18 protein-coding genes are annotated in these 22,797 nt (G+C 62.8%); 8 read left to right on the forward strand and 10 right to left on the reverse strand.

Features of this window, described 5'->3' with window-relative positions:
- Positions 1-210 precede the first annotated feature (210 nt).
- The 10 genes from gcvT to gap form a co-directional block, all read right to left on the reverse strand.
- Positions 211-1,335: a glycine cleavage system aminomethyltransferase GcvT gene (gcvT, locus tag ONG87_RS03590; protein ID WP_264382237.1), complete on the reverse strand. Its 1,125-nt coding sequence runs from the start codon at positions 1,333-1,335 to the stop codon at positions 211-213.
- Positions 1,336-1,390: 55 nt separating this feature from the next.
- Positions 1,391-4,252, reverse strand: coding sequence for an aminomethyl-transferring glycine dehydrogenase (gene gcvP, locus ONG87_RS03595; protein WP_185794109.1), 2,862 nt, complete (start codon positions 4,250-4,252; stop codon positions 1,391-1,393).
- A gap of 9 nt (positions 4,253-4,261) precedes the next feature.
- Positions 4,262-4,639, reverse strand: coding sequence for a glycine cleavage system protein GcvH (gene gcvH, locus ONG87_RS03600; protein WP_264382238.1), 378 nt, complete (start codon positions 4,637-4,639; stop codon positions 4,262-4,264).
- 325 nt (positions 4,640-4,964) lie between these two features.
- The gene (locus ONG87_RS03605) at positions 4,965-6,473 is read right to left on the reverse strand and encodes a sigma-54-dependent transcriptional regulator (protein WP_264382239.1); all 1,509 of its coding nucleotides are present in this window, start codon (positions 6,471-6,473) and stop codon (positions 4,965-4,967) included.
- Between the two features lie 81 nt (positions 6,474-6,554).
- Positions 6,555-6,956: a YbaN family protein gene (locus ONG87_RS03610; protein ID WP_122479741.1), complete on the reverse strand. Its 402-nt coding sequence runs from the start codon at positions 6,954-6,956 to the stop codon at positions 6,555-6,557.
- 19 nt (positions 6,957-6,975) lie between these two features.
- The gene (locus tag ONG87_RS03615) at positions 6,976-7,593 is read right to left on the reverse strand and encodes a biliverdin-producing heme oxygenase (protein WP_185794107.1); all 618 of its coding nucleotides are present in this window, start codon (positions 7,591-7,593) and stop codon (positions 6,976-6,978) included.
- A 113-nt stretch (positions 7,594-7,706) separates the two neighbouring features.
- Positions 7,707-10,265, reverse strand: coding sequence for a TonB-dependent receptor (locus ONG87_RS03620; protein WP_264382240.1), 2,559 nt, complete (start codon positions 10,263-10,265; stop codon positions 7,707-7,709).
- A gap of 144 nt (positions 10,266-10,409) precedes the next feature.
- Complete coding sequence (locus ONG87_RS03625; protein ID WP_264382820.1) at positions 10,410-11,303, reverse strand: FecR domain-containing protein; 894 nt, start codon at positions 11,301-11,303, stop codon at positions 10,410-10,412.
- A gap of 41 nt (positions 11,304-11,344) precedes the next feature.
- Positions 11,345-11,866 carry an RNA polymerase sigma factor gene (locus ONG87_RS03630; protein ID WP_122479609.1) on the reverse strand — a complete coding sequence of 174 codons (522 nt, stop codon included), beginning with the start codon at positions 11,864-11,866 and terminating at the stop codon, positions 11,345-11,347.
- Between the two features lie 126 nt (positions 11,867-11,992).
- Positions 11,993-12,994: a type I glyceraldehyde-3-phosphate dehydrogenase gene (gap, locus tag ONG87_RS03635; RefSeq protein WP_122713527.1), complete on the reverse strand. Its 1,002-nt coding sequence runs from the start codon at positions 12,992-12,994 to the stop codon at positions 11,993-11,995.
- A gap of 274 nt (positions 12,995-13,268) precedes the next feature.
- Between gap and edd the strand changes: the two genes are divergently transcribed.
- From edd to ONG87_RS03675, 8 genes are all read left to right on the forward strand, one after another.
- A complete protein-coding gene (gene edd / locus ONG87_RS03640; RefSeq protein WP_122479607.1) occupies positions 13,269-15,095 on the forward strand; it encodes a phosphogluconate dehydratase in 1,827 nt (608 codons plus the stop codon).
- Entirely contained in the window at positions 15,092-16,045 is a 954-nt protein-coding gene (locus ONG87_RS03645; RefSeq protein WP_122479606.1) for a glucokinase, read from the forward strand. Before edd ends, ONG87_RS03645 begins: the two co-directional genes overlap by 4 nt.
- 65 nt (positions 16,046-16,110) lie before the next feature.
- Positions 16,111-16,833 (forward strand): response regulator, encoded by a 723-nt coding sequence (locus ONG87_RS03650; protein ID WP_122479605.1) that lies wholly within the window; start codon positions 16,111-16,113, stop codon positions 16,831-16,833.
- A gap of 22 nt (positions 16,834-16,855) precedes the next feature.
- Positions 16,856-18,262 carry an ATP-binding protein gene (locus ONG87_RS03655; RefSeq protein WP_264382821.1) on the forward strand — a complete coding sequence of 469 codons (1,407 nt, stop codon included), beginning with the start codon at positions 16,856-16,858 and terminating at the stop codon, positions 18,260-18,262.
- A gap of 154 nt (positions 18,263-18,416) precedes the next feature.
- Positions 18,417-19,703, forward strand: a complete 1,287-nt coding sequence (locus ONG87_RS03660; protein WP_185794103.1) for an ABC transporter substrate-binding protein — start codon at positions 18,417-18,419, stop codon at positions 19,701-19,703.
- Positions 19,704-19,864: 161 nt separating this feature from the next.
- Entirely contained in the window at positions 19,865-20,770 is a 906-nt protein-coding gene (locus tag ONG87_RS03665) for a carbohydrate ABC transporter permease (protein ID WP_122479603.1), read from the forward strand.
- Positions 20,767-21,612, forward strand: a complete 846-nt coding sequence (locus ONG87_RS03670; protein ID WP_122479602.1) for a carbohydrate ABC transporter permease — start codon at positions 20,767-20,769, stop codon at positions 21,610-21,612. Before ONG87_RS03665 ends, ONG87_RS03670 begins: the two co-directional genes overlap by 4 nt.
- Before the next feature lie 4 nt (positions 21,613-21,616).
- Positions 21,617-22,777, forward strand: coding sequence for an ABC transporter ATP-binding protein (locus tag ONG87_RS03675; RefSeq protein ID WP_264382241.1), 1,161 nt, complete (start codon positions 21,617-21,619; stop codon positions 22,775-22,777).
- Positions 22,778-22,797: the final 20 nt, after the last annotated feature.

Here is a 22,797-nt window from a genome sequence, read left to right on the forward strand (position 1 = left end):
ATTTCGAGCTTTTTTTGCCGCATTTCAGGCCGTATCCGCCGCGTTGCTCCACGATCGTGCACGACGCTTATTCCCTTGACGCCAATGGATTCAAGCAGTGGCAATCATGGGCCGAAGTGCGGTGGAACCATGACGCTTTATAGACGCGTCATAGTTTTTATCTACCAGTAGCGACTGTTTGCGCACTCGCAGGGATATCCGGTCTTTCATTCACCCACGATAATAGCGTTGAGCAACGAAGGGCATCTTGGCAACTTTCAAGGGCACAGGCTTGCCACGCACGATGGCCTGCAGTTCGTTATCCAAGGCAGCGGCGCTGGCGTCGACGTAGCCCATGGCAACCGGCGCGTCCAGTGTCGGGCCGAACCCGCCGCTGCACACGCGGCCGACTTCCACTCCTTGAGCGTTGATGATCGACGCACCTTCGCGCACTGGAGTGCGATCCTGCGGCAGCAGGCCGACGCGCTTGCGTGCAACGCCTTCGCGTTGCTGGGCAAAGATGATGTCAGCACCTGGGAAGCCACCGGCGCGCGCACCCTCGGCACGGCGCGCCTTGGAGATGGCCCACAGCAGGCTGGCCGCAATCGGCGATGTCTCGCTGTCCATGTCATGGCCATACAGGCACAGGCCCGCCTCCAGGCGCAGCGAATCGCGTGCGCCCAGGCCGATCGGTTCCACTTCAGGCTCGGCCAGCAGGGCGCGCGCAAGCGCTTCTGCCTCGCTGCTGGGCACGGAAATCTCGAAGCCGTCTTCGCCGGTGTAGCCCGAGCGACTCACGTAGCACTCAACGCCCAGCAGCTTCACGCTGGCGAACTGCATGAAGGTCATGTCTGCGACTTCCGGCGCCAGGCGTGCAAGCACTGCAACGGCCGCCGGCCCCTGGAGGGCCAGCAGTGCGCGGGAATCGAACAGCGCTTCGATCGTGCAGCGGCCGCTCAGGTGGTGGTGCAGATGGGCCAGGTCCTGATCCTTGCAGGCGGCGTTGACGACCAGCATCAACGTGTCGTTGCCCAGGTTCGCCACCATCAGATCGTCGAGAATGCCGCCTTGTTCATTGGTGAACATGGCATAGCGCTGCATGCCCACGGGCAGGTCGATGATGTCCACCGGCACCAGCGTCTCCAGTGCCTTGGCGGCATCGGCGCCGGTCAGGCGAATCTGGCCCATGTGCGACACGTCGAACAACCCGGCCTGGGCACGGGTGTGGCGGTGCTCCTTCATCACGCCCAGCGGATACTGCACCGGCATGTCGTAACCGGCGAACGGCACCATGCGCGCGCCCAGTTCCAGGTGCAGCGCGTGCAGGGGTGTTTTTTGCAAAGTGGCATCGGACATTGTTTGTTCCTTGCGAGGCAGGGCGCGCAGCGATCAACGCTGCGCGCCGCAGTTGTCACGCTTGCTGATAGGCTTCGATGGAAGGGCAGGCGCACACCAGGTTGCGATCCCCAAAAACGTTGTCGACCCGACCCACAGGCGGCCAGTACTTGTTTTCCTGCAGCGTCGGCAGCGGGTAGACCGCCTGTTCGCGGCTGTAGGCGTGGGTCCACTCACCGACCAGTTCGGCGGCGGTGTGCGGCGCATTCTTCAACGGATTGTCTTCGCGATCCAGACGGCCTTCCTCGACGGCGCGAATCTCTTCGCGGATCTGGATCATGGCGTTGCAGAACCGATCGAGTTCTTCCAGCGACTCGCTTTCGGTCGGTTCGATCATCAAGGTACCTGCCACCGGGAACGACATGGTCGGAGCATGGAAGCCGAAGTCGATCAGGCGCTTGGCGACGTCGTCGACGCTGATGCCGCTGCTGTCCTTGAGTGGGCGTACGTCGAGGATGCACTCGTGAGCCACCAGGCCGTTGCTGCCGGCATAGAGGATCGGGTAGTGCTGTTCCAGGCGCCGGGCAATGTAGTTGGCGTTGAGGATGGCCACTTGGGACGCACGCTTGAGACCGTCGCCGCCCATCATGCGAATGTACATCCAGGTGATCGGCAGGATGCTGGCGCTGCCGAACGGGGCCGCGCAGACCGCGCCCTGTTTGCGCTCCAGCGCGGCATGGCCGGGCAGAAACGGCGCCAGGTGCGCTTTCACGCCAATCGGGCCGACACCTGGGCCGCCACCGCCATGGGGAATGCAGAAGGTCTTGTGCAGGTTCAGGTGGGACACGTCGCCGCCGAACTTGCCCGGTGCGCACAGGCCGACCATGGCGTTCATGTTGGCGCCATCGATGTACACCTGGCCACCGTGGTCATGAATGATCGCGCAGATCTCGCGGATGCCTTCCTCGAACACGCCATGGGTGGACGGGTAGGTGATCATCAGTGCGGCGAGCTTGTCACCGTGCTCGATGGCCTTGGCGCGCAGGTCTTCGATGTCGACGTTGCCGCGTGCATCGCAGGCAGTGACCACGACGCGCATCCCGGCCATGTGCGCGGTCGCCGGATTGGTGCCGTGCGCCGAGGATGGAATCAGGCAGATGTCGCGGTGCGCTTCGCCGCGGCTCTGGTGGTAGGCCCGAATGGCCAGCAAGCCGGCGTATTCACCTTGGGAGCCGGCGTTGGGTTGCAGTGACACGGAATCGTAGCCGGTGGCCGCGCACAGCATGCTCTCCAGTTCGTCGGTCAGTAACTGATAGCCCCGGCTCTGCGCGGCCGGTGCGAAAGGGTGCAACTGGCCGAACTCGGCCCAGGTCACCGGGATCATTTCGCTGGCGGCATTGAGCTTCATGGTGCAGGAGCCCAGTGGGATCATGGTGCGATCCAGGGCCAGGTCCTTGTCGGCCAGGCGGCGCAGGTAGCGCATCAGCTCGGTTTCCGAGTGATAGCGATTGAACACCGGATGCTGCAGGATCGCCGACTGGCGCAACAGCGGCTCGGGCAGTTGATCGCCGACCTCATCGGCCAGGGTCTGGAATACCACCTGCGTGCTTGCGTTGTGGAACAGCTGCCACAAGGCTTCCACGTCGGCCTGGCGGGTGGTTTCGTCCAGCGAGATGCCCACGCGCTGCGCGTCGACTTCGCGCAGGTTGATGCCTGCAGCCCGGGCCTGCTCGTGCAGGCGCTCGGTCGCGCCGCCGGTGGCCAGGGTCAGGGTGTCGAAGAAGTGTTGCTGCTCCACGCGCACGCCCAATTGGGTCAGGCCACGTGCCAGGATGGCAGTGAGCTGGTGGGTGCGTCGCGCGATCTGGATCAGGCCGGCCGGGCCGTGGTAGACCGCGTACATGCTGGCGATGTTGGCCAGCAGCACCTGGGCCGTGCAGATGTTGCTGGTGGCCTTCTCGCGACGGATGTGCTGTTCACGGGTCTGCATGGCCAGGCGGAGCGCGCTCTTGCCATGGCGATCCACCGACACGCCGACCAAGCGCCCAGGCATGTCGCGCTTGAAGCTGTCGCGGGTGGAAAAGTACGCCGCGTGTGGGCCACCGAAACCCAGTGGCACGCCGAAACGCTGGGCGCTGCCGATGGCGACGTCGGCACCGAATTCGCCCGGAGGGCTGAGCAGCGTCAGGGCGAGCAGGTCAGCCGCTACGGCTACCAGGGCATTGCCAGCATGAAAGCGCTCTACCAGTTCACGGTAGTCGAAAATGTCGCCGTTACTGGCGGGATACTGCAGCAGAGCGCCGAAGAAACCGTCGGTGTCGGCGAGCTCATGCTCGTCGCCGATGACCACTTCGATACCCAGCGGCTCGGCGCGGGTGATCAGCACGGCCAGGGTCTGTGGATGGCAATGGCTGGAGGCGAAGAAGCGCTGGCTGTTCTTGTTCTTGCTCAGCCGTTTGCAGAAGGTCATGGCCTCGGCGGCGGCGGTCGCTTCATCGAGCAACGAGGCATTGGCGATGGGCAGTCCGGTCAGGTCGCTGATCAAGGTCTGGAAGTTGAGCAGCGCCTCCAGACGGCCTTGGGAAATCTCCGGCTGATACGGCGTGTAGGCCGTGTACCAGGCGGGGTTCTCCAACAGGTTGCGCAGGATCGGCGCCGGCGTGTGGGTGTTGTAGTAGCCCTGGCCGATGTAGTTCTTGAACAGTTGGTTCTGCTGGGCGATGGCCTTGATCGCGGCAAGGGCATCGGCTTCGCTCTGCCCGGCAGAGAGACCGAGCACGCTGGTGCCCTTGATGCTTTCGGGGATGACGCTGGCGCTCAGGGCATCGAGGCTGTCGAAACCCAGAAAATCGAGCATGGCCTGCTCGTCGGCCGGGCCTGGGCCGATGTGGCGAGCGATGAATTCATTGTCGGTGTGCAATGCAATGGCGCGAGTCATGGTGGGTCCTCAGCCTTGGGCGGCGATCAGGTTGTCGTAGGCGGTCTGGTCGAGCAAGGCGCGAACCTGTTCGAGGTCGTCGGGAATGAACCGGAAGAACCAGCCCTGGGCCAGTGGGTCCTGGTTGACCAGTTCCGGAGCCGCATCGAGTGCCGCGTTGACTTCGACGATCTCGCCATCCAGGGGCATGTTGATGCTGCTGGCGGCCTTCACCGATTCCAGCACCGAAACCTCGGCATCGCACGCATGGCGGGCCAGTTCGGGCAACTGCACGAAGACCACGTCGCCCAAAGCATTCTGGGCAAATGGGGTGATACCGACTGTGACGCTACCGTCGGCTTCGAGGCGCAGCCATTCGTGTTCGACGGTGAAACGCAACTCGCTCATGGAAACTCCGCAATGATTTGGGGTTCAGCAATGAGGGTTACTTAGCAAGATGGTTGCCAGATTTCCCAAAGTCACAGGCTGCAAGGGCTCCAGGCAAATCACCCCCATCAAGGATCGCAACGGCTGTAACGAAAACGCTACGAAACACCCAGACCAGCAAATATCCTGATTCCCCTGTAGCAGCGGCGCGAGCCGCGTCGGCGGTAGACGCGGTCTATTGCATGGACCCAAGCGAGCCCGGACGCGGCTTGCGCCGCTGCTACAGGAGTCGTATCGAATTACGTACGATGTATTTAAATCGATACAGGCCAGTTCTTCTGCGGTATCAGTTCGCGCTACCGATTCCATACTTGCGCAACCGGTTGGCAATGGCCGTGTGAGATGTCAGTAGACGGCTGGCCAGTTGCCGGCTGGATGGGTAACTGGGGTACAGCTTTTCCAGAAGTGCTTTTTCGTAGGCGCCAACGGCCTGCTCCAGGCTGACGACGTCGCCGTCGTTGCGTCGACTCACGCTGGTGCCGGCAATGTCCAGATCGCCGATGTCGACTGTGTTGCTTTCGCAGACGGCGGCTGCGCGAAAGATCACGTTCTGCAACTGCCGAACGTTGCCCGGCCAGCGGTTGCCCAGCAGGGCCGGATAGGTGCTCGTCGTCAGTCGGCACATCGGTCGCTGAATCTGCGTGCAGGCCTGCTGCATGAAATAACGGGCCAACAGCAGGATATCTTCGCCGCGCTCGCGCAGGGGTGGCACGTTCAGGTTGAGCACGTTCAAGCGGTAGAACAGATCTTCGCGGAAGGCGCCTTCGGCCACCATCTGCTCCAGGTTGCGGTGGGTGGCGCTGAGGATGCGTACGTTCACCTTGACCTCACGGTCGCCGCCTACCCGGCGAAAGCTGCCATCGTTGAGGAACCGCAGCAGCTTGGCCTGCAGGTACGGCGACATTTCGCCGATTTCGTCGAGAAACACCGTGCCTTGGTGGGCCAGTTCCATCAGCCCCGGCTTGCCACCGCGCTGGGCGCCGGTGAACGCGCCGGGGGCATAGCCGAACAGCTCGCTCTCGGCGAGGTTTTCCGGCAGGGCGGCGCAGTTGAGCGCCAGGAACGGCGCGCCGTGGCGCGCGCTGACGGCATGGCAGGCCCGCGCCACCAGCTCCTTGCCCGTGCCCGTCTCGCCTTGGATCAACAGCGGCGCATCCAGCGCCGCAACACGTTGCGCCCGGGCCTTGAGCGCACGGATCGGTGCGGAGTCGCCCAGCAGCGAATCGAACCCTTCGGCGTGGTCGTGGTGCAGGGCGGCCAGTCGCTCACCCATGCGGTTGGGCGGGTATAGCGTCAGCAGGGCACCGGCGTCGGTGATGGGTGTGGCATCGAGCAACAGCGTCTGGCCATTCAGGTTGACCTCGCGCAGTGGCAGACGGAACCCTTGTTCGAGCAAGGCGCCGAGCAAGGCAGGATCGGCGAACAGGTCCGCCACCGACTGTCCGGCGGGCTCGCGGCCGTACAGCTCGACCAAAGCCGGGTTGGCCAACAGCACATTGCCGGCACTGTCCAGTGCCAGCACTGGATCGCCCATGGCGGCCAGCAAGGCTTCAAGCTGCAGGTGCCGGCGTTGTCCTGGAAGAATATCGACCACGCGCACGTCCTCCACGCCCCGCACCCGGAACAGCGCATCGTGCAGTTCTTCCAGCACCAGCGGGCTGAGGGTCGGTGCGTCGATATAGACGTTGGGCGGGACCATCTCGACTGCGTCGAGGTTGAGGTTGCGCGCCCCCAGCAGGGCCAGCACTTCCTGGGTGATGCCGACACGATCGATGAAGCTGACGTGGATACGCATGGGGTCTCGAGCATTCCGGACAGCGGAGGGATGCAGTATGCCTTGCCATCGCACAAAGCTGTAGCACCTACGCGGGCGTGCTCAGCGCTGGGGGTTGATGCGTTCGGGCCGCGACCAGATCCACAGGTTGACCAGCACCATGCCGGAGATCGCCGCGTACACCGGCCAGTGCTGCTTGAGGGTAAACCACATGAGCACTGAACAGAGGACCATGCTGACGGTTGCGCTGACCTTGGTTCGACGGGTTATGACCTTGCCATTGCGCCAGTTCCGCAACATCGGGCCGAACAGCTTGTGGTTCTCCAGCCAGGCGCTCAGCCGCGGTGAGCTTTTGGTCGCCGCCCACGCGGCCAGCAGGATGAACTCGGTGGTGGGCAACCCCGGCACCACGATGGCGATCAACCCGATGATCAGGCTGGTATAGGCCAGCAGGCCGTAAAGCACGCGGGCCAGCTTTGAGGGGAGCGGGCGAGGGTTGTCCATGAGTTCCATACAGTGGGGGTCAGGCCGGCGCCGTTTCCTTGTGGTCGGCGTAGGTGTGTTGCAGCAGCACCTGCAAGCGCGCAAACGCATCGTTGGCCGCCTGATCAGCTTGCGCTTCTTCAGCCGCGCTGAACGGCAGGGCGTCGAAGATCGCGTTGAAGGCTTTCCAGCCCTTGCCGCGCCCGCCCTCGGGTTCGGCCAAATGGCGAGCACCGAAACTGGCGGTGTAACCCAAGGCGTTAGCCCGTTTGATCAGGATGGCGGCGCCGAGTTTAGACCCTTCGGAGACGCGAATCCAGGTGAGCGCCGTGGCCTGACTGGGCTCGCTGAGGGCGCCCGGAACAGGTTGCGGAATGGCCACGCCCAGATCGATCAGATCGGCCTTGGCCGCCTCTGCGCGGCAGCGCTCGGGCAGATCGGGAAACAAGGCGATCAGGGCCGGGTCGTTGTACAGGTGTTGCAACTCGGATTGGAACAGGTACTGCATCTGCAGAAAGCGCGCATAGCTTTGCGGCGTATCGAATGGCGCGTAGCGGGCCACGGTGTTTTCCAGGCTGTCGTGCAACGCCTGGCTGATCGCGCGCAAGCGAGCGGAGCGCAGTGGGGCGTGGTCCTGAATGTGCTCGGTGACGGTCATTGCGAGTTCCTTGAAAAATGCGGTGCTGTTTAGACGAGACGAATCAACTCACAGCGGACCGTAAAAAAATCCCACCACAGGGGCAGCGGTTATCTGCCCCTACAGTGCCATTATCAGATGTCCCAAACCAGATTGATCGCGAAATTACGACCGGGAGCAGTGAGGCGGTCGAGGTTGGCGGGTGATGTCACCGCCGCTTCGCCCACGCCGTCATAACTGCGCACGTCGTCCCATAGCCAGTATTTCTTGTCGGTGAGGTTGTACAGGCCGGCGTTGACCGTGACGTCGTCGGTGACCTTGTAGTAACCGGCCAGGTCGAGGATGCCGAAGCCAGGCGTTTTGAACACACCGCTGCCGTCCGGCGACTTGAACGCGCTGCTGTCCACTCGGTTCTGCCGCTTGACCAGTGTCCAACTGAGCAGGCCACCATACTGCTGCTGCTCGTAGCCCAGGCCGAATACACCCTTGAGCGGATTGACGCTGTTGATCGGTTGGCCGTTGTCTTCGTTCTCGCCACGGGCGTATGCGATGGAGCCATGGCTGTAGAGACCTTGCGGTGCACCGAAGCTGTCCAGGTTCAAGCGGCCCTTGAGCTCGACGCCCTTGATGGTGGCATGCTTGATATTGTTGCTTTGGAACACGGCGGACGTCGCCCCGGGGCTGACCGCATCTTCGTTGATGAAATCGCGGTACTGGTTGTAGAACACCGCGATATCGAAGGTGCCTGCCTCGAACTTGCCGCGTAGGCCGGTTTCATAACTTCTGCTTTTTTCCGGTTCCAGATCCGGATTGGGCTGGACCGTATAGCCTGCGCCAAGGTTTTCGAAACGGCCATAAAGCGCCTTGGCCGAAGGTGTGCGGAAGCCTTCGGCGTACTGCCCATACCAGGTGTAGTGGTCATCGAAGTCGTAGGTCACGCCCAGCGTGGGTGACAACCGGTGCCAGTTCCGGTCGTTGTCGGCCACGGTGTACTCGCCAGTGGGGTTGACCGTGCGCAGGAACTCATCGGTCAGGCGGGGCTTGAGCTGGGTGTAGTCATAGCGGGCGCTGGGTCGCAAGGTCCACTGGTTCCAGCGAATCTCGTCCTGAGCGAACAGGCTGTAGGTGTTGATGGTCGGGTCGGGGAAGTCGCTGGATTTGACCAGGCGATCGGCCGCGCTGTCGGCGCCGATGGCTCGGCAACTGCCCATCACGGTCAAGCAGGTCCCGTAGCCGCTGCGTGAGCCGGTAACCTTCTGCTGGCGTATGTTGGTGCCGTAGGTCAGCAGGTGATCGGTTTGTCCCAACTCAAAGGCCTTGTCCAGTTGCAGGTCGAACACCCACTGGCGCTCTTTGTAAAAAGTGTCACGCGCTCGCAACACATCGCGCGCGCGCGGGACGACATAGTGCTCTTCTGTGTGCTGGTCGGTCTTGGCGATCTGGTAGTTCAAGCTCCACTTGATGTGATCGGCCACGACGCTGTCCAGCTCGAAGTCGTGATTCAAGCCGAAGCGCTCGCGGGTGATGGTGTCATTGCCACCGCGCGATTGATAGAAGTTCAGCGGCCTGCCATTTGCATAGGGGCCGCCATAGGCACTTTTCAGATCGACATCGCGGTCGTCCTTGTAATTTTCGTAGGTGAGCCCGAATCGAGCATCGTCGGCGTAGTTCCAGCCCAGCTTGGCCAGGACATTGGTCGAGCGCACGTCCTTGGGGTCGGCTGCGGTGCGGCTCAGCCCTGTGCTGGTATGGTCGCCGTAGGATTCGGTCTCGGGGCCATTGCGCTGGCTCAGGTGCAGGAGGGCATCGAAGTCACCCGAATGGCCGGCCACGGTAGCCGAGTTCAGCCAGCTTTCGTCTGCCGAACTGTAACCGGTCTTCAGGCGTGCGCCGACATCCTTGCCGGGCTTGATGATGTCTTCCGGGTCCAGGGTGTAGTAGCTGACCACCCCGCCGATGGCACTGCTGCCGTAGAGCGACGACGCCGGCCCGCGGAGGATTTCCACACGCTTGACGATTTCCGGGTCGACGTAATTGCGCTCGGTTTGCGCATAGGGGCCGTTGAAGAAGCTGTCCGGCACCTCGACGCCATCGACCTGGGTGAGCACACGGTCGCCGTCGATACCACGAATGTTGTAGCCGGTAAGGCCGCTGCGCAAACCGGTGCCGCCTGCGGAGACGCCCGGTTCGTAACGCACCAGGTCCTGAAGGGTGTTGACGTTGTCACGGTCCAGCTGCGTGCGGCCCTGGACGCTGACGGTACTCGGGACGCTGTCGGCGCTTTGTTCCTGGCGTGTGGCGCTGACGGTCATCTGTTGCAGGGCGATCACGGCGCCCGGCGAGCTGCGCTCGAGCACGACATTGTTGGCGCTGATTTTCCGGTAGCGCAAGGGTGTCCCTGCGAGCAGCCGATCCAGTGCCTGTTCCGGCGTCAGGTTACCGCACGCGCCGGGTGAAATGACGTTCTGGGCAAGCTCGGCGGGCAGTCCGACTTGCCAGCCCGTCGTGGTGCTGAAGCCGTTCAAGGCCGACGCCAGAGGCTGCCGAGCGATGCTGAAGGCGTGATTGACGCTGATGCGGGCGCTGTTCGGTGTCGGCTCCGCAGCGCTGCCTACGGCAGGCACGGCGGCCAGCAGCAGGGCAGCGGTGAGCACCGAGTGGTGAAACTGAGGACGAGTGAAACCTTTGGACATCGAAAGCGCTCCCTGTCGCGTGTCGTTATAGTGTTACCGATCCGAATGCGAATCAGTTGCATTGGCTATGACTAGACGGATGGGGAAGCGCTACAGCGTAAAAATAATTATGCGGTGTCTCGGTTCATGGCAATGACGTATTCGTCAGTTCAGGATGACCAGCGCCGGAAACTCCCGCACCTGTGCCGACGTCACCTGAGCCAACGAGCGAACCACTTCGAGCGGGTTGTCCAGGCGGTAATTGCCGGTTACTGCCACCTGTTCGAGCTTCTTGTCGGTGCTGATGATCCACCCCGGGTAATAGCGCCGAAGTTCGGCAAGTACCTCGCCCATTGGGCGGTTCTCGAAGATCAAACGACCGTGGACCCAGGCCAGATCCTTCTGTGGATCGAGCCGCTCACGCGTGCCGAATCCCCTGGGGCCGATGCGTATGCTGTCGCCGGCGTTCAGGCGCACCGTCTCGTCGTGGCTGGCGCTGAGGTCGACGTTGCCGCGCTGCACCCGCACTTGCGCCTGGCCATCGTGGTAGCTCACGGCGAAGGCACTGTCGAGCACATCGGCACGCACCGGGCCTGCTTGCACCTTCAGGGGTTGCCGACGGCTGGGAGGCACCTCGAAAAAGGCTTCGCCTTCGTACAGGCGTGCGCTGCGTTGCCGGGTGTCGATGCGGCTGGAGAAAGCCGAATCGGTGTTGAGCAGTACCTTGGAACCGTCTTCCAGCTGCAGGTGTTGCCGTTCGCCGACCTGGGTCAGATGAGCGGCCTGTACGCGCAGCGGCAGGTGGGTGAAATTCAATACGCCTACCACCAGCATTGCGGCGGTAGCCAGTGGTTTCCAATGCCGACGCCAGGCCGGCGGTCGGCGCCGCGCTTGCAGAGCGACGGCGGCCTGGTGAACCGGCGCGCCGTGCCATACCGCGCGGGCCTGCTCGAATGCCGCGGCATGTTCGGGGTCGGCCAGCAGCCAGGCCTCGAATGCCCTTTGCTCGGTGGGGTCGGTGCAAGGCTGGGCAATCAACCAATCGATGGCTTGCTCCATGGCAGGCGTCGGTGGCGCTCGCTCTGGTAGATGCTGCCGATTCACGGATGCTCCTCCAGGCGCTGGGCGACACCGATGCAGATCGCCATGATCAATTTCAATTCCTTTTGCACGGTGCTTGCCGAGACGTGCAGCTCATGGGCAATTTCCACATAACTGCTGCCATGCACTCGGCTCAGGATGAAAATCCGCTGCTGGCGCGGCGTCAGTCGAGCCAGGCTCACGGTCAGCCTGGCCAGAAGCCGCTCAGCATGGGCGACCTCGTCCGGACTGCTGGCCACTGCTGCAATGCCTTGTAGCACGTCTAGGGGCACATCTTCGACCATGGTTCGCTCGTGCACTCGCCGTGAGCGCAGATAATCCAGGGCCAGATTGCGTGCTGTCTGAAACACGAAGGGTTCGAGGTGCTCGATGCGTCGCTCACTCAGGGCACGATTCACCCTCAGGTAGGTTTCCTGAAGCAGGTCTTCGGCGGTGCTGGGGTTGCGTACCATGCGCTGAAGGGTGCGCAGCAGACTCAAGCGTTGGGAGAGAAAAACGGAATTGAAGCGTGATTGACTCACGGAATTGCCCGGACGGAAAGCAGAAGATGATAATGCTTCTCATCTGTGCGCCTGGTCAAGTCGCGATCTTTGCAAGAGGTATCGCGGCTGGAGACGGCATCCACCGTATCCAGCCGCTATGGGGCCTTACTTGGCGTTGATTAGCGCCAGGCAGTTGTCCAGCATGCGGTTCGAGAAGCCCCACTCGTTGTCGTACCAGGCCATGACCTTGACCAGCTTGCCGTTGACCTTGGTGTGGTTGGCATCGAAGATCGACGACAGCGGATTGTGGTTGAAGTCGGTGGAAACCAGCGGCAGGGTGTTGTAGCCCAGCACCTTGGACTGCTCGGCAGCGGCATGCATCAGCGCATTGATCTCGTCGCGGCTGGCTTCGCGCGAAAGGTTCAAGGTCAGGTCGACCAGCGAGACGTTGATCACCGGCACGCGCACCGCCATGCCGGTCAACTTGCCGGCCAGCTCCGGCAGCACCAGGCCAACGGCTTCGGCAGCGCCGGTCTTGCTGGGGATCATCGATTGGGTCGCCGAGCGGGCGCGGTAGGGGTCGCTGTGGTACACGTCGATCAGGTTCTGGTCGTTGGTGTAGGCGTGGATGGTGGTCATCAGGCCCTGCTCGATGCCCAGCTCGCGGTGCAGCACCTGGGCCACCGGGGCCAGGCAGTTGGTGGTGCAAGAAGCGTTGGAGATCACTTCGTGGGACTGACGCAGCACGTCGTGGTTGACGCCATACACCACGGTGGCATCGGCGCCCTTGGCCGGTGCCGAGATGATCACCTTGCGCGCGCCGGCCGTCAGGTGCGCGGCAGCCTTTTCACGGTCGGTGAACAGGCCGGTGCACTCGAACACCACGTCGATGTTCTCGGCCTTCCACGGCAGTTCCGCCGGGTTGCGGATGGCACTGACCGAGATGCGGTCGCCATTCACCGTGAGGCCTTCCTTGTCGTGCTCGACCGTGCCGTCGAAGGTGCCATGCACCGTGTCGTACTTGAGCAGGTGGGCGTTGATCGCGCTGTCACCCAGGTCGTTGATGGCGACGACCTGCAGGTCCTGACGGTAGCCTTGGGTATAGAGTGCCCGCAGGACATTGCGGCCGATGCGGCCAAAACCGTTGATTGCTATGCGAATGGTCATGAGTGATTCCTGTGATCAGATTGAGTGATTCCCCTTGGATCAGGTCCGGGCAAGCAGGTCACGTAATCTGTTTTGTTGTTGGAATTACAAGATTATTCGCATAGAAATAGAAAACAAGCCTTTTTAGTGGCAATATTTTGTTCTATCTACAACGAGTGACCGGTACAACCCTTCCTTCACATCGATTCTTGCCTGCAGGGCTTTGAGCCCTGACATGGGTCGTAGTTCGGACAGAGTGTTGCAGAGGTCGCCCCCAAAGCCTGGAGTTCTTCACATGCATCCCCGCGTCCTTGAGGTCACCCAACGGCTGATTGCGCGTAGCCAAGCTACCCGCAAGCACTACCTGCAACTGATCGACAGCGCCGCCAGCGACGGGCCCATGCGCGGCAAGCTGCAGTGTGCGAACTTTGCCCACGGAGTAGCGGGGTGCGGCACCGAAGACAAGCACCAACTGCGCATGATGAATGCGACAAACATCGCAATCGTTTCGTCATATAACGACATGCTCTCGGCGCACCAGCCCTACGAAACCTACCCGGAGCAGCTCAAGCAGGCGTTGCGCGAGATCGGCTCGGTCGGCCAGTTCGCCGGTGGCGTGCCGGCCATGTGCGATGGCGTGACCCAAGGCGAGGCTGGCATGGAACTGAGCCTGGCCAGTCGTGAAACCATCGCGCTGTCCACGGCCGTGGCCTTGTCCCACAACATGTTCGATGGCGCCCTGATGCTCGGCATCTGCGACAAGATCGTCCCGGGCCTGATGATGGGCGCGCTGCGCTTTGGCCATCTGCCGATGGTCTTCGTCCCCGGCGGGCCGATGCCGTCGGGCATCTCCAACAAGGAGAAGGCCGATGTTCGCCAGCGTTATGCCGAGGGCAAGGCGAGCCGTGAAGAATTGCTCGAATCGGAGATGAAGTCCTACCACAGTCCGGGCACCTGCACGTTCTACGGCACGGCCAACACCAACCAGTTGCTCATGGAAGTGCTGGGGTTGCACCTGCCGGGGGCCTCGTTCGTCAATCCCAACACACCGCTGCGCGATGCGCTGACTCACGAGGCGGCCCATCAGGTGACACGCCTGACCAAGGCCAACGGCGAGTTCACGCCCATCGGCCGCATCGTCGATGAAAAGTCGCTGGTGAATTCGATCGTCGCCCTGCACGCGACGGGCGGTTCGACCAACCACACCCTGCACATGCCGGCGATCGCCATGGCTGCGGGCATCATCCTGACCTGGCAGGACATGGCTGATTTGTCCGAAGTGGTGCCCACCCTGTCCAATGTCTATCCAAACGGCAAGGCTGACATCAACCATTTCCAGGCAGCTGGCGGCATGGCTTTCCTGATTCGCGAGCTGCTCGCAGCGGGCCTGTTGCACGAGGACGTGAACACGGTTGCCGGTCATGGCCTGAGCCGCTATACCCGCGAACCGTTTCTGCAAGAGGGTCGGCTGGTCTGGCGCGAGGGTCCCGAGGCGAGCCTCGACGAAACCATCCTGCGCCCCGTGGCACGGCCTTTCTCGGCCGAGGGCGGATTGCGCGTGATGGAAGGCAATCTGGGTCGGGGCGTCATGAAAGTGTCTGCCGTGGCGTTGGCGAACCAAGTAGTGGAGGCGCCGTGCCGCGTGTTCCAGGACCAGCAGGAGCTGGCCGATGCGTTCAAGGCCGGCGAACTGGAAAAGGATTTCGTCGCGGTCATGCGCTTCCAGGGGCCGCGCTCCAACGGCATGCCGGAACTGCACAAGATGACGCCTTTTCTCGGCGTGCTGCAGGATCGCGGCTTCAAGGTCGCGCTGGTCACCGACGGGCGCATGTCCGGCGCGTCCGGCAAGATTCCCGCCGCGATTCACGTCAGTCCCGAGGCGGCCAGCGGTGGCCCGTTGGCCTTGGTGCGCGATGGCGATATCATCCGGGTCGACGGTGTCGAAGGTACCTTGCAGGTACGCGTCGATGCCCAGACGCTGGCCAGCCGCACCCCGGCGGTCGGCACCTTGGCCAATGGCGTAGGGTGCGGGCGTGAACTGTTCGGGTTCATGCGCCAAGCCTTCAGCTCGGCCGAGCAAGGCGCCAGTGCCTTCACTTCGGGGTTGGAGATTTTGCGATGACACTCGCCCTTATCGGCGACATCGGCGGTACCAACGCACGTTTCGCCCTCTGGGAAAACGATGCACTGCATTCGGTTCGGGTCTTCCCCACGGCAGACTACACCAGCCCCGAGCACGCCATCGGCGTGTACATGGCCGACCTCAAGCTGCAGAAGGGCGACATCGGCGCCGCGTGCCTGGCGGTAGCGGGCCCGGTGGACGGTGACGAGTTCCGCTTCACCAACAGCCATTGGCGCCTGAGCCGCAAGGCATTCTGCGCAAGCCTGCAGATCGGGCACCTGCTGCTGATCAATGACTTCACCGCCATGGCGTTGGGCATGACCCGTCTACAGCCCGATGAATACCAGCTGGTCTGCGAGGGCGAAGCGGATCCCGCACGTCCGGCAGTGGTCATCGGCCCAGGCACGGGGCTGGGCGTGGGCACGTTGATCGCCCTGCGCAACGGCTGGATGGCATTGCCGGGTGAGGGCGGCCATGTCGACCTGCCCGTCGGCAGCGCGCGCGAAGCCCAACTGCGCGCGCACATCGAAGCACAGATCGGTCACGTCAGCGCCGAGACGATTCTCAGCGGTGGTGGGTTGTTACGGTTGTATCAAACTGTGTGCGAAGTAGACGGCCACACGCCTTCCTGCACCTCGCCGGCGGAAGTTACCGACGCCGGGCTTGCCGGCGACCCCGTCGCTCGGGAAACCCTGGAGCAATTCTGCCGCTTCCTGGGCAGGGTGGCGGGCAACAACGTGCTGACCGTGGGTGGTCGGGGCGGCGTGTACATCGTCGGTGGCGTGATCCCGCGCTTTCTCGACATCTTCATGCAAAGCGGTTTCGCCGAGAGCTTCGCCGACAAGGGCTGCATGAGCGATTACTTCAAGGGCATCCCGGTGTGGGTGGTCACGGCCGAGTTCTCCGGGCTGTTGGGCGCAGGCGTGGCCTTGCAACAGGCGCAGGCTTGAGCGTTTAATCAGCCCTTGAAAAAAGCCGGGCGTATCGACCCGGCAATGACAACAAGGACGCCCACGTGAGCACTGTCGGCAAATCGATCCTGCTGGTCGATGACGATCAGGACATCCGCGAACTGCTGGACACCTACCTTAGCCGCGCCGGTTTCGCCGTGCGCACCACGGCCGATGGCGCGGGCTTTCGCGAAGCGCTTGGCGCCGAGGTCGGCACCGACCTGGTGATTCTCGACGTCATGCTGCCCGACGAAGATGGCTTCAGCCTGTGCCGCTGGATCCGCCAGCATCCGCGCATGGCCCAGGTGCCGATCATCATGCTGACCGCCAGCTCCGACGAAGCCGACCGCGTGATCGGCCTCGAGCTGGGAGCCGATGACTATCTGGGCAAGCCGTTCAGCCCGCGCGAGCTGCAGGCGCGCATCAAGGCGTTGCTGCGACGCAGCCAGTTCGCCAGCGAGCGCAGTGGCGAAGTACTCGGCTTCGACGACTGGCGGCTGGATACCGTCAGCCACCGCCTGTTTCACACCGACGGGGAAGAGGTGTTCCTGTCCGGTGCCGACTTCGCCTTGCTCAAGCTGTTCCTCGACCATCCGCAGCAGATCCTCGACCGCGATACCATCGGCAACGCCACTCGCGGGCGCGAGCCGATGCCGCTGGATCGCATCGTCGACATGGCGGTGAGCCGCCTGCGCCAACGCCTGCGCGACAATGACAAACCCTCGCGGCTGATCCGCACGGTACGTGGTAGCGGCTACTTGCTGGCGGCCCACGTTGCGCCTGTTTAAGCCGCGCTCACTGCTGGGTCGCATGCTGTTGCTGACACTGCTGGCGGTGCTGCTGGCGCAGGGCTTGTCCAGCGTCATCTGGCTGTCGCAGCTGCGTGCCACCCAGCTCGAAGGGTTGGTGACCAGCGCCCGCAGCCTGGCCCACTCCATGGCGGCCAGCGTCAGCTATTTCCGCTCCTTGCCACTGGCCTATCGGCCGCTGGTCCTGGATCAGCTGCGCAGTATGGGCGGTACGCGCTTTTTCGTTTCGCTCAACGACAAGCCACTGGGTATGCAACTGCTCGAATCGACTGCGCGCAAGACTGCAGTGATCGATGCGGTTTCTGCAGTGCTCCGCACCCAGCTGGGCGTCGACGTGGATATCTCGGTGGCCTTCGTCAGCCCCGACGACCTGCGCATCTTCAATAGCGGCCTGAAGCTCGACGAGCTGCCGCGCTCCTGGGCGCACTACGCCTTGACCCTGGAACCGGTCAACCCGCCGGTGCTGGTCACCCAGATTCGCCTGGGACCCACCGAATGGCTGTACATCGCTTCGCTGTTGCCCGAACCCTATACCACGCTCGAGGAAGAGGGCCTGCCTGCCCAGCAGATCTGGTTCATCGCCCTGACCAGCGGGTTCCTGCTGCTGTTCATCGGCGTGCTTGTGCACTGGCAAAGCCGGCCCCTGAAACGCCTGGCCCGCGCCGCACGCGAGCTGTCGTTGGGCGAGGTGAGCAACGAACCGCCCATGGACGGCGGTGGCAGCGAGGTGGTGGAAGTGGCGCGTGCGCTGAATGCCATGCGCGAGCGCATCAGCCGCTACCTGACTGAGCGCAGCCAGCTGTTCAGTGCGATTTCCCACGACTTGCGCACGCCCATCACGCGCCTGCGGCTGCGCGTCGAACTGCTCGACGATCCAGCCCTGGAAGCCAAGTTCGGCCGTGACCTGGACGAGCTGGAATTGCTGGTCAAGGGCGCGCTGCAATGCGTCAAAGACACCGACATCCACGAAAACATCGAACGGGTCGATCTCGATCAGGTACTCGACTGCCTGGTAGAGCCCTATCTGGCGCCGCACGGCAACGGCCGAGTGACCCTGGAAGGCAAGGCGCGCCGGGCTTATACCGGCAAGCCGCTGGCGATCAAGCGCTGCATCGGCAATCTGATCGACAACGCACTCAAGTACGGCGACCGCGCGCACTTGTCCATCCATGACGACGCCGAGGCCTTCATGTTGTACGTCGACGACGAAGGCCCTGGGGTGCCGGAGCAACGGCTGCAGAAAGTCTTCGAGCCGCACTTTCGTCTGGCCGGCACTCAGCAGGGCTACGGCCTGGGCCTGGGCATCGCACGCAATATCGCCCACAGCCATGGCGGCGAGGTGACCTTGCAGAATCTTCCGGCTGGCGGGTTGCGCGTGACGTTGGTGTTGCCACGCAAGGCGGTGTGAGACGTTCATGCGTGCTCACGCCAGCCGATCGAATGTCACCAGTCGGTGACATTTCCCCATCCCTTCGTTACCTGCGCCCCTGTGGCGATGTTTACACTCTCATGCAACGCAAGCATCAGACTTGCATCTGCATAACAACAAAAAAGGATGTCCCATGAACTCGCTCTCCCGCCTCGCCATCGTCGTTTCCCTTGCCTCCGTGTTCCCGCTCAGTGCCCTGGCTGCCGACTCCAAAGGTTCGGTCGAAGTGGTGCATTGGTGGACGTCCGGCGGTGAAAAAGCAGCAGTCGACGTGCTCAAGGCGCAGGTGGAGAAAGACGGTTTCACCTGGAAAGACGGCGCCGTGGCCGGCGGCGGCGGTTCCACCGCAATGACCGTGCTCAAGAGCCGCGCCATGGCTGGCAATCCTCCTGGCGTTGCCCAGATCAAAGGCCCCGACATCCAGGAATGGGGCAGCACCGGGCTGCTCAGCACCGAAGCCCTGAAGCAGGTTGCCGTGGATGAGAAGTGGGACAGCCTGTTGGTCAAGAAGGTGTCTGACACCGTCAAGTACGACGGCGAGTATGTGGCCGTTCCCGTGAACATCCACCGGGTGAACTGGCTGTGGATCAACCCCGAGGTGTTCAAGAAAGCTGGTATCGAAAAGGCGCCGACTACCCTCGAAGAATTCTATGCAGCCGGCGACAAGCTCAAGGCCAAGGGCTTCATCGCGCTGGCCCATGGTGGTCAGCCATGGCAGGACAGCACCGTGTTCGAAGACGTGGTGTTGTCGGTCATGGGCGCAGACGGCTACAAGAAAGCCTTCGTCGACCTCGATGAGAGCACCCTGACGGGTGAACAGATGGTCAAGGCGTTCACCGAGCTGAAGAAGGTCGCAACTTACATGGACCCCAACCGTGCCGGGCGTGACTGGAACATCGCGGCTGCCGACGTCATCAATGGCAAGGCCGGCATGCAGATGATGGGCGACTGGGCCAAATCCGAGTGGACCGCGGCAGGCAAGGTGGCCGGCAAGGATTACCAGTGCGTGGCCTTCCCCGGCACCGAGAAAGCCTTCACCTACAACATCGACTCGCTGGCCGTGTTCGAACTCAAGAACAAGGACGACATGGCCGCGCAGCAAGACCTGGCCAAGGTTGCACTGGGCACCGACTTCCAGAAAGTCTTCAGCATGAACAAGGGTTCGATCCCGGTACGTACCGACATGCTCGCCGAGATGGACAAGCTGGGCTTCGACGCCTGCGCCCAGACGGCGGCCAAGGACTTCCTGGCCGACGACAAGACCGGCGGCCTGCAGCCGAGCATGGCGCACAACATGGCGACGACGCTGGCGGTGCAGGGCGCGATCTTCGATGTGGTGACCAACTACATCAACAATCCCCAGGCTGATCCGCAGAAGGCCGCCTCGCAGCTGGCCAAGGCCATCAGTTCGGCCAAGTAAGGCAAGGGCTTGCGGCGCCTCATTCGCGGGTAGAACCCGCTCCCACCTAGGATGCTGCGGCAACCGGGACTCCTGTGGGAGCGGGTTCTACCCGCGAATGAACTCGCCGCCAGACCCAATGGTTCCAGCTACACACTATCCAACGAAGCGGACATCTCAACATGAGCTCAACTGCTGTAATGCGCAGGGCTTCGCCCCTGGACGCCCTGCAGCGCTGGCTGCCCAAGCTGGTGCTGGCACCGAGCATGCTGATCGTGCTGGTGGGCTTCTACGGCTACATCCTGTGGACCCTGGTGCTGTCCTTCACCACTTCAAGCTTCATGCCCAACTACAAGTGGGCGGGCCTTGCGCAGTACGCGCGGCTGATGGACAACGATCGCTGGTGGGTCGCGAGCAAGAACCTCGCGGTCTTCGGTGGCCTGTTCATTTTCATCAGCCTGGTGCTGGGGGTATTCCTGGCAGTGCTGCTGGACCAGCGCATTCGCCGCGAAGGCTTCCTGCGCACCATTTACCTATATCCCATGGCGCTGTCGATGATCGTCACCGGTACCGCCTGGAAGTGGCTGCTCAACCCGGGCATGGGCCTGGACAAACTGCTGCGCGACTGGGGCTGGGAAGGCTTTCGCCTGGACTGGCTGGTTGACCAGGACCGGGTGGTCTACTGCCTGGTGATCGCGGCCGTTTGGCAGGCCTCGGGCTTCGTCATGGCGCTGTTCCTGGCCGGCCTGCGTGGCGTCGACCAGTCGATCATTCGTGCCGCCCAGGTGGACGGCGCCAGCCTGCCCACCATCTACCTGCGCATCGTCCTGCCGAGCCTGCGTCCGGTGTTTTTCAGCGCCTTCATGATTCTTGCGCACATCGCCATCAAGAGCTTCGACCTGGTAGCTGCGATGACGGCGGGAGGGCCGGGCTACTCGTCGGACCTTCCCGCGATGTTCATGTACGCCTTCACCTTCAGCCGGGGCCAGATGGGGCAGGGGTCGGCCAGCGCCATGCTGATGCTCGGCGCGATCCTGGCCATCCTGGTGCCCTACCTGTACTCCGAACTGCGGGGCAAACGTCAATGAACCCTATGACCGGCAAACCGGCCCTGACCTTCAGTCGCGTGGCGATCTACGCCGTGCTGCTGCTGGCCGCGGCCATCTACCTGGTGCCGCTGGTGGTGATGCTGCTAACCAGCTTCAAGACACCCGACGACATCCGCACCGGCAACCTGCTGAGCCTGCCGGAAGTGTTCACTGCCATCGGCTGGGTCAAGGCCTGGGGTTCGGTGGGTGGGTACTTCTGGAACTCGGTGATGATCACCGTTCCTGCCGTGCTGATCTCTACCTTCATCGGTGCCATGAACGGCTATGTGCTGTCGATGTGGAAGTTTCGCGGCTCGCAACTGTTCTTCGGCCTGCTGCTGTTCGGGTGCTTCCTGCCGTTCCAGACCGTACTGTTGCCGGCGTCATTCACCCTGGGCAAGTTCGGCCTGGCCAACACCACCACCGGGCTGGTGCTGGTGCACGTGGTGTATGGGCTGGCATTCACCACGCTGTTCTTCCGCAACTATTACGTGAGCGTGCCGGACGCACTGGTCAAGGCCGCACGCCTGGATGGCGCCGGGTTCTTCACCATCTTCGGCAAGATCCTGCTGCCCATGTCGATCCCGATCGTCATGGTCTGCCTGATCTGGCAGTTCACCCAGATCTGGAACGACTTCCTGTTCGGCGTGGTGTTCGCCAGCGGCGATGCACAGCCGATCACCGTGGCATTGAACAACCTGGTCAACACCAGTACCGGGGTCAAGGAATACAACGTGGACATGGCAGCGGCAATGATCGCCGGCCTGCCGACGCTGTTGGTCTACATCTTCGCTGGCAAGTATTTCCTGCGCGGGCTCACGGCCGGCGCGGTCAAGGGGTAGCAACATGGCAACGCTGGAACTGCGCAACGTAATCAAGACCTACGGCAGCGGCTTGCCGGACACGCTGAAGGACATCGAGCTTTCGATCGACTCGGGGGAATTCCTGATCCTGGTGGGGCCGTCGGGCTGTGGCAAGTCGACCCTGATGAACTGCATTGCAGGCCTGGAGAACATCTCCGGCGGGGCGATCCTGGTCGACGGCGAAGACATCAGCGGCATGAGCCCAAAGGACCGGGACATTGCCATGGTGTTCCAGAGCTACGCGCTGTATCCGACCATGACGGTGCGCGAGAACATCTGCTTCGGCCTGAAGATCCGCAAGATGCCCCAGGCTTCGATCGACGAAGAAGTAGCGCGGGTGGCCAAGCTGCTGCAGATCGAGCATCTGCTCGAACGCAAGCCCGGCCAGCTCTCCGGTGGCCAGCAGCAGCGCGTGGCGATGGGGCGCGCACTGGCGCGGCGGCCCAAGATCTACCTGTTCGACGAGCCGCTGTCCAACCTCGACGCCAAGCTGCGGGTGGAGATGCGCACCGAGATCAAGTTGATGCACCAGCGCCTGAAGACCACCACGGTCTACGTGACCCACGACCAGATCGAGGCCATGACCCTGGGTGACAAGGTGGCGGTGATGAAGGACGGCATCATCCAGCAGTTCGGCACGCCGCAGCAGATCTACAACGATCCGGCCAACCTGTTCGTGGCCAGCTTCATCGGCTCGCCGCCGATGAACTTCATTCCGCTGCGCCTGACCCGCCAGGACGGCCGCCTGGTGGCGCAGCTCGACAGCGGCCAGGCGCGTTGCGAACTGCCGCTGGGCATCGCCGACGCGGGGCTGGAGGATCGCGAGATCATCCTCGGCATCCGCCCCGAGCAGATCGCCCTGGCCAACGAGCAGGTCACGGGTTTGCCCACCCTGCGTGCCGAAGTGCAGATCACCGAGCCGACCGGGCCGGACACGCTGGTGTTCGTCACCGTGAACCAGACCAAGGTGTGCTGCCGCATGGCGCCGGATGCTGCGCCGGCCATAGGCGCCACCTTGAACCTGCTGCTGGACCCGAGCAAGGTCCTGATTTTCGATGCGGCCAGCGGTGCGCGCCTCGGCGCCACGCGAACCGCGCAGGAAGCTGCACCCTTGGGCAACGTGACCCAGTTCAAAGGACGCTGAATAGCGATATCGGCGGGCGG

Source organism: Pseudomonas sp. MM227, from assembly GCF_947090715.1.
GTDB classification, from domain to species: domain Bacteria; phylum Pseudomonadota; class Gammaproteobacteria; order Pseudomonadales; family Pseudomonadaceae; genus Aquipseudomonas; species Aquipseudomonas baltica.

Excerpts from the sequence above, each read along its gene's own strand:
- gcvT (WP_264382237.1), bottom strand. The coding sequence starts at position 1,335 with ATGTCCGATGCCACTTTGCAAAAAACACCCCTGCACGCGCTGCACCTG.
- ONG87_RS03625 (WP_264382820.1), bottom strand. The coding sequence starts at position 11,303 with ATGGAGCAAGCCATCGATTGGTTGATTGCCCAGCCTTGCACCGACCCC.
- edd (WP_122479607.1), top strand. The coding sequence starts at position 13,269 with ATGCATCCCCGCGTCCTTGAGGTCACCCAACGGCTGATTGCGCGTAGC.
- ONG87_RS03645 (WP_122479606.1), top strand. The coding sequence starts at position 15,092 with ATGACACTCGCCCTTATCGGCGACATCGGCGGTACCAACGCACGTTTC.
- gap (WP_122713527.1), bottom strand. The coding sequence starts at position 12,994 with ATGACCATTCGCATAGCAATCAACGGTTTTGGCCGCATCGGCCGCAAT.
- ONG87_RS03620 (WP_264382240.1), bottom strand. The coding sequence starts at position 10,265 with ATGTCCAAAGGTTTCACTCGTCCTCAGTTTCACCACTCGGTGCTCACC.
- ONG87_RS03605 (WP_264382239.1), bottom strand. The coding sequence starts at position 6,473 with ATGCGTATCCACGTCAGCTTCATCGATCGTGTCGGCATCACCCAGGAA.
- ONG87_RS03660 (WP_185794103.1), top strand. The coding sequence starts at position 18,417 with ATGAACTCGCTCTCCCGCCTCGCCATCGTCGTTTCCCTTGCCTCCGTG.
- ONG87_RS03670 (WP_122479602.1), top strand. The coding sequence starts at position 20,767 with ATGAACCCTATGACCGGCAAACCGGCCCTGACCTTCAGTCGCGTGGCG.
- ONG87_RS03615 (WP_185794107.1), bottom strand. The coding sequence starts at position 7,593 with ATGACCGTCACCGAGCACATTCAGGACCACGCCCCACTGCGCTCCGCT.
- ONG87_RS03675 (WP_264382241.1), top strand. The coding sequence starts at position 21,617 with ATGGCAACGCTGGAACTGCGCAACGTAATCAAGACCTACGGCAGCGGC.
- gcvP (WP_185794109.1), bottom strand. The coding sequence starts at position 4,252 with ATGACTCGCGCCATTGCATTGCACACCGACAATGAATTCATCGCTCGC.
- ONG87_RS03610 (WP_122479741.1), bottom strand. The coding sequence starts at position 6,956 with ATGGACAACCCTCGCCCGCTCCCCTCAAAGCTGGCCCGCGTGCTTTAC.
- gcvH (WP_264382238.1), bottom strand. The coding sequence starts at position 4,639 with ATGAGCGAGTTGCGTTTCACCGTCGAACACGAATGGCTGCGCCTCGAA.
- ONG87_RS03655 (WP_264382821.1), top strand. The coding sequence starts at position 16,856 with ATGCTGTTGCTGACACTGCTGGCGGTGCTGCTGGCGCAGGGCTTGTCC.
- ONG87_RS03665 (WP_122479603.1), top strand. The coding sequence starts at position 19,865 with ATGAGCTCAACTGCTGTAATGCGCAGGGCTTCGCCCCTGGACGCCCTG.